This window comes from Mucilaginibacter sp. UYNi724, assembly GCF_054057495.1.
The window spans coordinates 77003-89893 of sequence record NZ_JBSRZI010000001.1 but is presented as its reverse complement, the minus strand read 5'-3'; the positions used below and the strand labels follow the sequence as shown (position 1 = coordinate 89893).

Genomic DNA, 12891 nt, shown 5'->3' with positions numbered 1-12891 from the left:
ACGTTTAAGCTGGTGTATAAAAAAGTTAGTAACGGTCGTCGATGTCAAGGTCATCTTCGTCCGGCTCTAAGTTAAACAAGCTGTTGAACATATCCGAAAAAGCAAACCCATTATCTAAAAATCCTTTACTCAGCTGCGAAAACTCGGCCAAACCGTGCAGTATAAACTCCATTAACAGTAACGTTTGGTTTTCGCTCAGTTTTGGATGGAACTTTTTAACCACATCTTTTAACCCCGGCACTGCGTTAAGCGATTTTTTATAATCGACTAACGACAGGTCATCAACCAACGATAAGGTATTGCCATCACTAAACCAGTTAATGATCTCGGCATACGGGTTTGGTGTTTTTGCTTTCTTGGATTTCTCCGGGTCGGGGAAAAACTGAAGCAGCAATGTTTTAATGGCTTTGCCAATAAGGATGTTTGCCACCTTGCCCGGGCCTTCCAGCTCGCCTTCGTAAACCAACTCAATTTTACCGGTGATGGCAGGGATGACACCCAGGAAATCTGAGATCCGGACAAACGTGCTTTTCTCGCCGTTAATGATCATTCGTCGCTCGGCGTTGCTGATTAGGTTCTCGTATGAGGAAATGGTTAAGCGCGCAGATACACCCGATTTTTTATCAATGTATTCGGAGTTACGTGCTTCAAAAGCGATCTGCTCTACCATGTCTTTTACCAAGCCATCAGCTTCAATTGTGCTGCGTTGCTCATCACTAAGTAAAGCCTCCTGCTGGGTTATCTTGCGCGAGATCTCAACCGTGCGCGGGTAGTGGGTAAGTATCTGGCTTTCTATACGGTCTTTCAACGGTGTAACTATCGAACCACGGTTGGTATAATCTTCCGGATTGGCGGTAAATACAAACTGGATATCTAAAGGTAAGCGCAGTTTAAAACCACGGATCTGAATATCGCGCTCCTGCAAAATATTGAACAGCGATACCTGGATCCGCGCCTGCAGATCGGGCAGTTCGTTTATCACGAAGATCCCCCTGTGTGCACGCGGTATCAACCCAAAGTGGATAACGCGCTCGTCAGAATAGGTAAGCTTCATGGTGGCGGCCTTTATTGGGTCAACATCGCCAATTAGATCGGCAACGGTAACATCGGGCGTAGCCAGTTTTTCGGTGTAACGTTCGCTGCGGTGAATCCAGCCAATAGGGGTATCATCACCTTTGCTTTCTACCGTGCTGTGGCCAAACCAGCTGATGGGCGCCAAAGGGTCGTCAAATAACTCTGATCCTTCGATGTACGGCACATATTCGTCCAGCAGGTTTACCAGCAAACGCGCGATACGTGTTTTTGCCTGTCCGCGTAAGCCCAATAATAAAATGTTGTGGCGTGATAGGATGGCGGTCTGCAGATCTGGGATAACCGTATCCTCAAAACCTATGATGCCTTCAAAACCACCTTCTTTTTGCTGTAGCTGTTTAATTAAGTTAGCCCTCAACTCATCCTTAACCGAACGGCTCTTGTAACCGCTTTTCTTAAGCTCGCCAAGGGTTTTTATATTTTTTTTATCCATGTTGTTTATTTTGTCCGAAAGTCCGCAAGTCGGAAAGTCCGGAATATATTCTGTTGTATTTACTTGATGTAGCTTCTTTCGGACTTTCGGTCATTCCGACTTCCTGTCTTGAACCTACTTCACATTCTTCCTTCTGTTCTTGGCGTAATCTTCAAAAATGTACTCGCCAAGGTTGTTTAACGAACTGTAGAAAGCCTTGCCGCCATTAGTCTCGGTAAACTGGCGAACAAACTGCTGCAGGTAAGGGTCTTTCGCTATCATAAAGGTAGTGATAGGTATTTTAAGCCGCTTGCATTGCGCGGCCATATTAAGCGTTTTGTTCACCACCTTTCTATCCAACCCAATGCTGTTTTTATAATACTTGGTGCCCTCCTTTAAACAGGTTGGCTTACCATCGGTGATCATAAAAATTTGCTTGTTGTGCGTTTTACGGCGGCGAAGCAGATCGGTAGCCAGCTCTAACCCTGCGTAAGTATTGGTATGGTACGGGCCTACTTGCAAATAAGGCAAATCCTGCAAAGTTATAGGCCAGGCATCATTACCGAACACCACAATATCCAATGTGTCTTTAGGATACTTTGTGCGGATAAGTTCGGCCAGGGCCATTGCTACTTTTTTAGCGGGGGTTATCCTGTCTTCGCCATAAAGGATCATGGAATGCGAAATATCTATCATCAGCACAGTAGAAGTAAGGGTTTTGTAATCCATCTCCTCCACTTCCAGGTCGCGCTCGGTCATCATAAAATCGCCGCCAATGCCGTGGTTAACCTGCGCATTTTGGATAGATTGCGTCATGTCTATTTGGTCCAGGCTGTCGCCAAACTCAAACTCCCGGCGTTCAGCATTTTTTTCATCGCCCTGCCCGCTTTGCGGCGAACGGTGGTTGCCCTTGCCCGATTTTTTAAGCTTGCCAAAGATCTCCTCTAACGCCGAAGTTCGGATGCTTTGCTCTGTTTTGGCAGTGATGTTAAACTCGCCGCTTTTGTTATCCTCGTTCAGGTAACCCTTTTGCTTTAGCTCGTCAATAAAGTCGCCCATGCCGTACTCATCATTGGTGATGTTGTACTGCTTATCCAACTCGTTAAGCCACGATAAAGCCTCCCCGGCATCGCCGGCGGTGTAGTTCAATAATTCCAGGAATAGTTTTAGTAATTCTTCAAATCCGCCTTTCGGGATCTGGTCTGGTTTAAACTCTGAAAATCCAAAACCACGCATATTTTACCCTTTCGTATGAGTATAAAGTAACGGATTATTTGACTCGAAAGTTTGAAATAGCAGGCATTAAGATGAATTGTTAGTTAGTTATGACAATACATTAGGCCTTTTGTTAAATTTAACTTAAGCGTTTAATATTAATAGACCTGATAGTTACAACGTCTTCAACTTCTAAAGACCAGATATCGTTCAATTCCACATTAGATAGTGGCGCTAAATTTGGATCGTTTATAAAATTACGACAGAAAATACCGATTGTTATTTTTTTTAAGCCGTCAATCTCAATTAATCTGGCAAAAAGCTCATCCGTAAATTTTTCATACTTGTTTCTTCTGGCCTTCATTGATAGTATAGGCTTACACCAAACTTTTCTTAATACTGTCTATCTCATCGCGGTTATAAACCGGGTTGGCCCCACGCTGAGTGGTTACATACGCGCCAATAGCACAAGCATTCAGCAATATTTTGGGGATGGGTTTATTAGCGATAAGCCCTTCAATAAAGGTAGCCAGAAAAGCATCGCCGGCACCAACGGTATCGGCAACATCAACGGTAAAGCCCGGGTGTTCAAAAAACTCATAATCGTGCCAAATGATGGCCCCGTTCTCGCCGCGGGTTACGCAGATGGTTTTGGTATGATACTTTTTCTGAAACTCGGTTATCTTGCTTTTAAGGTCGCCGGTACCGCCCCCAATAAGCAGGTCGGCCTCTTCCTCGTTCATTTTTATTACGTTGGCGCGGGCCGCAAGGGTCTCTATTGTTGCCAGTGTATAATGCGGATGGCGCAGGTTTACATCAAATATTTTGGTAGCGTCCGTTTCGTCGAGCAAGTTAAGCAGGGTATCGTGCGTGGTTTTTTCGCGACAGGCCAGGCTGCCAAACACAATAATAGACGCATCCTTACCGCCATCTTTAAGATTATTATCCAATTGGATTTTGTCCCATGATACCGGTTGCGGTATGATGTAGGTTGCCTGATTTTTATCGTCGAGCTCCACAGTAACCTCACAGGTTGGCAGGTTGTTATCCCTTTGGATCATAGGCGAGTACAGGCCGTTGTCTTTCAAAAATTTCACCAGTTCATCGCCCGAAGCATCGCTCCCAACACGGCTGGCAAAAGAAACGTTAACATGCTGCTGCACCAGGTGCCTTGCAACATTCATTGGCGCGCCGCCGGCTTTCTTTTCATCGCCAAAGGCATCCCATAAAACTTCACCAAAGCACAAAACCTTATTCTTCATATAATAGTGGAACAGTAAGGCGGTAAAGCTAAAAAGGATTTATGGTAAAGCATGTTAAATTTTTAATAATACGTTGTAACATTTGTTAACAATTGTTTAACACATAGGTGTAGTATGCATTGGTTGTTCACCTGAACAATAGTGTGGTAAATCTTATAAATCATCTACCTGCAAAGCCCTTGGTGCAAATCAAAATCCCCCTAAACCTTTTAAATCTGCTAAATCCCGGTTATATTTAGGCTATGAAAAAGCTCCTCCTAATTTGTTACCTGCTTCTTGCTACCTGCTTTGTTATTAAAGCGCAGGATAAGCAGGCGATAGTGAAACTGATGCGCGATCAGCAGGTTGCCTGGAGCAACGGCAACCTGGATGGTTTTATGCAAGGGTACTGGAAGTCGGATTCGCTAATGTTTATTGGCAAGCGTGGGCCAACCTACGGCTGGCAGCAAACGCTTGAAGGCTACAAAAAAGGCTACCCTGATAAGGCGGCGATGGGCAAGCTTACTTTCAGAATTGATAAGGTACAACTCCTCGGCAAAACCGACGCCTTTGTAATGGGTGCCTGGAGCCTTGCCCGCGAAAAAGATGCCCCCGGTGGTTACTTTACCCTCTGGTTTAGAAAGATAAAAGGAGCGTGGAAGATAGTTTGTGACCATACGAGTTAAGGGGTGAATGGCTACAGACTTAAATCATCTTCCTTTTGCTCTTTGATAACCCTTTTTGCGACATTATAATAAAAATATATCAAGCATGCTATGATATATAACGTAACCAAAATGCTTATTACCGATAGAGAATCCCATCCATAAGAAATAATTGAATTCTTAATCATTACATACAACCCCCAAAATGGTAAAAAGGGTAATATTAAAAAGGGTAAATAAATAAGACCTGTTTTCCCTTTGTCAACGCCAGTTGCACTATTCAAATCCATAAGTACGGAAAAAGGTAAAAGGCGTCTTAGGTTAGCGTTAAAATACGCGTTGTTTAAATCATCTTTATCAATCTTTTGGGTGTAAAGCATTAATGATATAAATTTTATCATTTTAGTTAGGTCACTTCGATGATACGCAAGAATGCACCATTCAAAAAATACATACATAAACATGGGAGCTGAAACCTTTTTAAAAAAGCTTAAATCTGATATTTTAAAAGGGCCTAAATCAAATCCATCAAGTTTTGAATATAAAGAAACGTAGTATATTACAACTATTACAATCCCATAAATTGTCAATTGATCGCTCCGTTTATTGAGTTCTTTTATTTTTTCATAGCACTTTTCGTAATAATCAAGTATCCTTTCTCCTTGATTGTCCTCAATAAATTTTAATATATCGTTCCGATTCATTTCCTTTATAAATAGTTAAGATAAGAATAAATTCGAGATTGTCTTTCGCTGGGTTTCCATAATTATTTAAACATCTCAATTTTTGGGCAGCATCTGAGATAACGAGATGCATATTTATAGACCCAATAACGCGACCTATGAAAAAACACATCACCCTTATCCTTCTCTTTATAATAACCACCTCTTTTGCCCCGCAAAAGCAACTTACCTGGACGGCAATCGGTGATTCGATAACTTACATGAACGGGAGGCCGGAACTCTCCAAAGACCGGATCTCGAGAGGGTATATGGATGATGTGGTAGATAAGTTGCCCTATGTGAAGTATGTAAATAACGGCACTCCGGCTGGACAGCGAAAGGCATCGCCGACAATATTAATAATCTCGACCTGGTGAAATCGGATGTTCTTTTCTTCTAATTAAGAAACATTATAAATTTCGCTAAAGCGCTTAATTTGAAACATTTGTTTTTGAATTACCGTAAACGTTTCAGCCAATATAGTCCAATTTTACAGCATAGCCGGTCCAATTAAATGTGGCAAATACTTAATATGTTTAATATTTTTCTGACCTATTATTAATGACCATATCATTTTTGCGAAAATTGCATGCATTTGCTTTTAGTGTTTCCATTTTTCTCTTTTCAATACCCACTGATATTTATGGACAATATCAAAATGCTTATAAATCATCGTTAACCATCAGCGAGGGCCTTTCGCACAGCAACGTTAAATTTTTATTGAAAGATAAAACCGGCTTTATGTGGTTTGCCACAGATGACGGACTAAATAAGTACGACGGCTACTCATTTAAAATATATCGCCATAATGCAAATGATAATAGCAGCTTAAAAGCAAACAACATTAATGTTTTATACGAGGACAAAGCGGGCCACTTATTAGTAGGTACAGGCGGCGGCGGCTTAAGCATTTATGATAAAAATAACGACTCCTTTGATAACCTCAGCGCTAATAAAAATGATGAAACTACTCTTTCAAATGACGATATAACGAGCATATGCCAGGACAAAAAAGGCAATATTTGGATCGGGACTTACTCCGGGTTAAATTTATATAACATAAAAACTAAAAAGTTTAGGCGCTATTTCTATGAAAAAAACAAAGATTATTTTCCCGATCGCCACATTTATTCAATAGCTGAGGCACAGGACGGAAAACTATGGTTGGGCACAGAGGGGGGGCTGATTTTATTTGATTATAAAAATAATAAGCATACGAAATTCACGCATAGCGGTGGCGACGCTAATAGTTTGGGTAGTAACCACATTCGGTTTTTGCTAACAAAAAACAATGGCGACTTGTGGATTGCTACAGCTGACGAAGGAATAGATCTTTTTAACGCAAAAAAACAATCATTTACTCATTACAGCCACCGCGCAGGTAACAACAACACAATTGTAAATAACTCCGTTTTTAGCCTAACTGATGCGGGCGATAATAAAATGTGGGTGGCTACCGAAGAAGGGTTAGAGCTTTTCAACGAGAGCGAACAAGCCTTTGAGCATAAATACAACAGGTTTAATAACACAGTAAATTCCATCAATTACGTATTGGATGTTGACAGAACACTTTGGGTTGGCACATTCGAAACCGGAGTTATAAAATACGACAATAATATCCCTTCTTTTTTGCAGTTTTCTAATCAAAAAAGTTTGCCGGACGCACTTACTAATAACCATATTTTAAGTTTTGCGGAGGCCGGTAATGATATTTGGATAGGCACAGATGGCGGTGGCTTGCATTTTTTAGATAAATTAACACAGAAGATAACGCATGACAATGCTGGCTTAACCGGGCCAAAGGTTCTATCGATGTTGAAAGACGATCAGAAGGTATGGTTAGGGACGTATGGGGATGGGCTTGATCTGCTGGGAGATAAAACTCACAGGATAGCTCACTACAGAAAAGGAAGTTCACAAAAGGATCTTAGCAGCAACGTGGTTTTCGCGTTACTAAAAGATGACGCCGGTGATATTTGGGTGGGCCTTGATGAAGGCGGTATAAACATAATTCATAAAGGCATCGTGAACGAGCGCTTTAATTATAATATAAGAGACACAGTAAATAGTTTAAGTAATGATGATGTACGGGCAATTTACAGGGATAGAGGCAACCATATTTGGGTAGGCACTTATGATGGATTGAACTTATACAACCCGCACAGTAAAACCTTTAAACATTTTAAAGTGTACAATTCAGGGTTAACTAATAATACCATTGCAGATATTTTTGAAGATAGCAAGGGGAACTTGTGGGTGGGTACCATAGGCGGGGGGCTTAATTTTTACAACCGTAAAACTCAAAAGTTTGAGGGCTATCGTTTTGTGGATGGCTCGGTTTATTCCATTATAAATAGCATCACCGAAGATAAAAATGGTTTTATATGGGTTAGCACTACAAATGGGTTAGTACGCTTTAAGCCTGGCAACTCAGACTTTAGGCATTTTACAATACTTAACGGATTGCAAGGCCCCGAGTTTTCTAAAGGTGCAAGCCTTGTTACCCAAAATGGCAAATTGTTGTTTGGTGGCCTTAATGGTTTTAATATTATAGATCCCGATTTTCTTCCTGTAAATCACTTTGTGCCAAAAGTGGTAATAAGCGGGTTCCAGTTATTTAACAGAAATACCGGGATAGGTAAAAAATCGCCGTTAAGTAAAGCCATTTCACAAACATCGGAGGTGAAGCTGAACTATCAGCAATCTGTTTTCACAATAGAATACACTGCGCTCAACTTTACGTTGCCATCCTTAAATCAATATGCTTATAGGCTTAATGGCTTTGAAAAAGATTGGAACTATGTGGGTGCACAACGGAAGGCTACTTATACTAATTTAGATCCGGGCGACTATATATTTGAAGTAAAGGCTGCCAATAACGATGGTATCTGGAACAAAAACCCGATGCAATTGAAGATTACAATTATTGCCCCGTTTTGGAAGACCTGGTGGTTTAAGGTGCTTGTTTGTGTACTAATGCTCGCCGTATTATACGGGTATTACAAATTTCGTGTACACGATATACAAGCTACAAAATTGAAGCTGGAGAGTGTAGTTAAACAACGAACCGCCGAAATAGCAAAACAAGCAGAAGAACTCCAGGATCAATCTGAAGAATTAACCGCTATTAATGAAGAATTGCAAGCCCAATCTGAAGAACTTAGAAACCAGCGTGAACAGGAATTGGAAGCAAGGATGGAGGCAGAAAGGGCTAATAAGGCGAAAAGCATATTTTTAGCCACCATGAGCCACGAAATAAGGACGCCAATGAACGGGGTTATGGGAATGGCATCCCTGCTTTGCGAAACTAACCTTGACCCGGAGCAAAGGGAGTATGCCGATACCATCCGCATAAGTGGCGAAAGCTTGATCAATGTGATCAACGATATTCTTGATTTTTCAAAGATAGAATCGGGAGAAATGGTTTTAGATAATCACGAATTTGATTTGCATCAATGTATCGAAGAAGTATTAAAATTATTTAGCGGGCAGGCAGCCAAACAAAATATTAAGTTGTTCTGCAATTTGGAAGGCGCTATACCCGGTAAGATAATCAGCGATAAATTGCGGTTAAAACAGGTGTTGATAAACTTAATAGGTAATTCTGTTAAGTTTACCAAAGTTGGCCAGGTGTGTGTGAATGTAAAGCTCCTTAATATGGAAGCCGATCAGTTAAAGCTTTTATTTGAAGTGGTGGATACCGGTATTGGTATTTCTGCAGAAAAATTATCTCGTTTGTTTAAGCCATTTTCGCAGGGCGATTCATCTACTACCCGCAAATATGGGGGCACGGGCTTAGGCCTTGTTATTTGTGAGAGACTTGTTGAGTTGTTAGGCGGGTCAATGAAGATTGAAAGTACAATAAGTACCGGCACTACGGTAATTTTTAGCACAGCGTGCAAAGTAAACCAAGTACAGTCAATAAGCCACATTGATCCCATTGTTCCCGATCCGAAACCGATAACCGCGGAGTTCGCTTTAAAATTCCCGATGAAAATTTTAATTGCAGAGGATAATATGATCAACCAAAAAGTTATAAAGCAAGTGCTTAACAAATTTGGCTACCAACCATCTATTGTAAATAACGGACGCGAGGCTTTCGACATTGCTCAGCTTGAAAAATTTGACTTGATTTTAATGGATGTACAAATGCCAGAAATGGATGGCTTAGAGGCAACCCGGAAAATTAGACGCGAAGGGGTTGATCAACCAATAATAATAGCTATGACAGCCAGCGCAATGCCGGAAGACAAGATAGATTGCTTGGATGCCGGGATGAACTATTTTATGTCTAAGCCAATAGGTTTTGCAGAATTGATGACAAATCTCGAAAAGTCATTCAAAGACAATTTAAGCGATAGCACCACCAGAAATAGGTCTTAATAAGGTTTGCCTGCGGCCAATTCCTGCTCGGCCCATTTAATGGCAATGTGCTCGCGGTATTTGGCGTACTTTTCTTTGAATGCCATTTTTAGCAGGCTATCTATACCACCTTTAACAGCAAGGTTGTAAATGCTGGCAGCTTTGCGGGTGATGGATGCATCCCAGGCACGCAAACTCAACGAGTAGGAGCCATCAATGTACTTCATCCAATGCCAGTAGCCGGTAGGCATAAACAGGGTGTCGCCATGTTCCAGGAACACCTCGGTGCCTTCTACACCTTCAAGGGCAGGGAACTTTTTGGTGTCGGGGTTCGATACATCATAATCCTCAAGCGCGTAGGTTGCATTGGGGATACAGTATAAACGGCGTTTCCACTTATTTTCGAATAATATTACATGCTTGCGGCCGCCGAAATGGGTATGGAAGATGTGCGGAAGATCAATATCGTAATGTAAAAACGTAACGGAGTTTGAGCCACCAAAAAACATAGATGGCATGCTTTCCAGAAAACCACCCATCAGGTCTTTCGGGAATACAATATCATCCAGTAGTTGCGGTGCTTGTTTAAATATATTGAAGAAAAAGATGCGCAGTTCTGTCGGTTGCGATTTTATAAGGTCGATATAATCATCAAAGGGCATCTCTGCAGCCGATGAGTTGATAGGCTTTGATGGGTCGGCTTTAGAGTTATCGTATAAAGGGACTACCTTTTTGCCAACAACTTCTTTCAGGTATTCGGGCGTCCATTTATCGCGGGCTGGCCAGCTTTTAGTCATGCCTTTAATAACTAGCGGGCGGCGCGGGTCCAGGTAATTTTTCTTAAAATCTTCGGGGCTTATGTTATCAACAGTATCTATCGGGTGCAGTATAAAGCTCATATCTCTAAATATCGGATTTTTATCAATAGCTGTATTAGGACGCAACTATCACGAAAAAGTTATCAAAATAACAAAATAAAAACCGTGGTACTGTTAAATACAGGTTAATTTTACAAAACCTACCTGGGCTGGGCAGCTGCTAAAGCCTTATATGCACGTTTAATGGCAAGCTTTTCTTTCCAATTCGTATAACCTATCCGGAAATTCCTTTCACTAAGATCGTCAAACTTCCACTGTATGGTAAGGTTGAACAAGCTTTTGGCTTCGATGGCCCACGAAACATAACACGCATAACATCTAAACTGCCGATTGTGCTTTGGTTTCAACAAAAAAAGAAGCCCGGCGCTTTTGCAACCGGGCTTTCATAGACAGTATAAATAAGTTGCAGTTAGGAGTTTACAGTTTGCATTTCTCGCCTCACACATCTACTTAGGCTAACTGCTTACCACTAACTGCCAACTCGTTAGTTAGGCATCAACACAGTGTTCACAACGTGGATAACACCGTTGCTTTGGTTAACATCGGCAATGGTTACCCAGCTTTTGCCACCTTTTTCGTCAACAAGGTATATTTTTTTACCATCCATCATGGCTTTTAAAACGCCGCCGCTAACAGTAGTTAACTCGGCAGTACCATTACCAGCTTTGATTTTAGCTGCTAATTGCGCTGCGCTCCATTTACCTGCTACTACGTGGTAGGTTAAGATTTTTGTAAGGGTTGCTTTGTTCTCTGGTTTTACCAAAGTTTCAACAGTGCCTTTTGGCAATTTGTCAAAAGCTTCATTTGTTGGTGCAAACACTGTGAACGGGCCTGCAGATTGTAAAGTTTCTACTAAACCCGCGGCTTTAACAGCAGCAACCAATGTGGTGTGGTCTTTAGAGTTTACAGCATTTTCTACAATGTTTTTTGTTGGGTACATTGCTGCGCCACCAACCATTTTAGTTTGAGCATTTGCGTTTGGGGCTATTGCTATAGCTGCTAAAGCAAACGCCGCGATGATTAATTTTTTCATGTTTTTTAGGTGTAATTATTTGAAAGAAGATACGCCGTAAAATTGCAGGCGGTTTTAATTGCAGGATATAATTCCAACAACCATTCGCTATTGCTAATTTTTTTTGAATGTTAAAAGAATAAACTTGCCGCTATGTTATCAGCGTAAAGTTTGCCATGCGGGGTAAGGGTAAGTACATTGCCATTCTGGGCGATGCTGCCATCATCAAAATATGGCCTGGCGGCCTTTAAAACATCGTTTTTAGCGCCGGATGCAATACTATCAAGCTTGTCCAGGTCCATGCCCCAAATGGTGCGGAGCGCGGTCATGATATACTCGTTCAATCGGTTGGTTTCCGTCAGGATCTCTACTTCAGCAGGGATAGTATTTTCTACTAAGCTTTTAATGTATTTGGTGTTATTAGCTATATTCCATTGGCGGGTATCGCCGTTAAAAGAGTGTGCCGATGGGCCGATTCCCAGGTATTTTACACCCCGCCAGTAATTGGAATTATGGCGCGAATATTGGCCGGATTTGCAAAAGTTCGAGATCTCGTACTGCTCAAACCCGTTGCTTTGCATAGCATCCAGCATTATGGTGAACTGCCCGGCGCTTTGAGCCTCGCTCATGGGTTGCTGCTTTTTTTTGCTGATGAAGGTAGCCAGCGCGGTTTGCGGCTCAACCGTCATGCTATAGGCAGATACATGGGGGATGCCCAGTTCAAATACCTTATTTAGGTTGTGTTTCCATTTTACATCGGTAAGCATGGGATAGCCGTATATCAGGTCGACAGTAATGTTTTCAAACCCTGCATCCTGTGCCCGCTTTACCGATGCTTCGGCTTCGTTGGCGCGGTGCACACGGTTCATCCATTGCAGGTCCTCATCAAAAAACGACTGGATGCCAATGCTGAACCTATTTACCGGCGTATGCCTGAAGGCGTTTATTTTTTGCTGGTCCAGGTCATCGGGGTTGGCCTCGAGGGTTATCTCCGCATCTGCCGATACGGTGTGCAACTCGGTAATGATATTGATAATGCGGATGATCTCATCGGCAGAAAGCACCGACGGCGTACCGCCACCAAAATAAATGGTTTCAACAGTTTCATTGCTGAGATAGCTTTTTTGAAGGGCTATCTCCTTTAAAAGGGCATCCACCATTTCGTCCTTATACTTAGCAGATGTGCTGAAATGGAAATCGCAGTAATGGCAGGCTTGCTTGCAAAAAGGGATGTGGATGTAAATACCGGCCATCAGAGATTTTTAAAATGCAAAAGTAAGCTAAGGATTGTT

The 12891-nt window shown here is 41.8% G+C and carries 11 protein-coding genes; 3 read left to right on the top strand and 8 right to left on the bottom strand.

The features are described 5' to 3' along the window. Positions 1-25: 25 nt before the first annotated feature. From ACVW0P_RS00445 to ACVW0P_RS00430, 4 genes are all read right to left on the bottom strand, one after another. Positions 26-1525 (bottom strand): sigma 54-interacting transcriptional regulator, encoded by a 1500-nt coding sequence (locus ACVW0P_RS00445; protein WP_457130328.1) that lies wholly within the window; start codon positions 1523-1525, stop codon positions 26-28. Between the two features lie 114 nt (positions 1526-1639). Beyond that, positions 1640-2740, bottom strand: coding sequence for a vWA domain-containing protein (locus tag ACVW0P_RS00440; protein ID WP_457130327.1), 1101 nt, complete (start codon positions 2738-2740; stop codon positions 1640-1642). A gap of 118 nt (positions 2741-2858) precedes the next feature. Next, a complete protein-coding gene (locus ACVW0P_RS00435; protein ID WP_457130326.1) occupies positions 2859-3083 on the bottom strand; it encodes a hypothetical protein in 225 nt (74 codons plus the stop codon). 13 nt (positions 3084-3096) lie between these two features. Next, the gene (locus tag ACVW0P_RS00430) at positions 3097-3981 is read right to left on the bottom strand and encodes a carbohydrate kinase family protein (protein WP_457130325.1); all 885 of its coding nucleotides are present in this window, start codon (positions 3979-3981) and stop codon (positions 3097-3099) included. A 242-nt stretch (positions 3982-4223) separates the two neighbouring features. On the opposite strand from ACVW0P_RS00430, the gene ACVW0P_RS00425 reads away from it, so the two are divergent. Next, complete coding sequence (locus ACVW0P_RS00425) at positions 4224-4646, top strand: YybH family protein (RefSeq protein WP_457130324.1); 423 nt, start codon at positions 4224-4226, stop codon at positions 4644-4646. A gap of 11 nt (positions 4647-4657) precedes the next feature. Here ACVW0P_RS00425 and ACVW0P_RS00420 read toward each other — a convergent pair whose 3' ends face one another. Continuing rightward, entirely contained in the window at positions 4658-5329 is a 672-nt protein-coding gene (locus ACVW0P_RS00420) for a hypothetical protein (protein WP_457130323.1), read from the bottom strand. A 137-nt stretch (positions 5330-5466) separates the two neighbouring features. On the opposite strand from ACVW0P_RS00420, the gene ACVW0P_RS00415 reads away from it, so the two are divergent. After that, positions 5467-5724, top strand: coding sequence for a hypothetical protein (locus tag ACVW0P_RS00415; protein WP_457130322.1), 258 nt, complete (start codon positions 5467-5469; stop codon positions 5722-5724). A gap of 184 nt (positions 5725-5908) precedes the next feature. Beyond that, the gene (locus ACVW0P_RS00410; protein WP_457130321.1) at positions 5909-9730 is read left to right on the top strand and encodes a two-component regulator propeller domain-containing protein; all 3822 of its coding nucleotides are present in this window, start codon (positions 5909-5911) and stop codon (positions 9728-9730) included. On the opposite strand, the gene ACVW0P_RS00405 is transcribed toward ACVW0P_RS00410, so the two are convergent. From ACVW0P_RS00405 to hemW, 3 genes are all read right to left on the bottom strand, one after another. Next, on the bottom strand, positions 9727-10608 hold the full coding sequence (locus ACVW0P_RS00405; protein ID WP_457130320.1) for a cupin-like domain-containing protein: 882 nt from the start codon (positions 10606-10608) through the stop codon (positions 9727-9729). The two genes, ACVW0P_RS00410 and ACVW0P_RS00405, sit on opposite strands and share 4 nt — an antisense overlap. Before the next feature lie 463 nt (positions 10609-11071). Then, on the bottom strand, positions 11072-11620 hold the full coding sequence (locus ACVW0P_RS00400) for a fasciclin domain-containing protein (protein WP_354428358.1): 549 nt from the start codon (positions 11618-11620) through the stop codon (positions 11072-11074). A gap of 110 nt (positions 11621-11730) precedes the next feature. Beyond that, positions 11731-12852 carry a radical SAM family heme chaperone HemW gene (gene hemW, locus ACVW0P_RS00395; RefSeq protein ID WP_457130319.1) on the bottom strand — a complete coding sequence of 374 codons (1122 nt, stop codon included), beginning with the start codon at positions 12850-12852 and terminating at the stop codon, positions 11731-11733. Between the last annotated feature and the right edge of the window lie 39 nt (positions 12853-12891).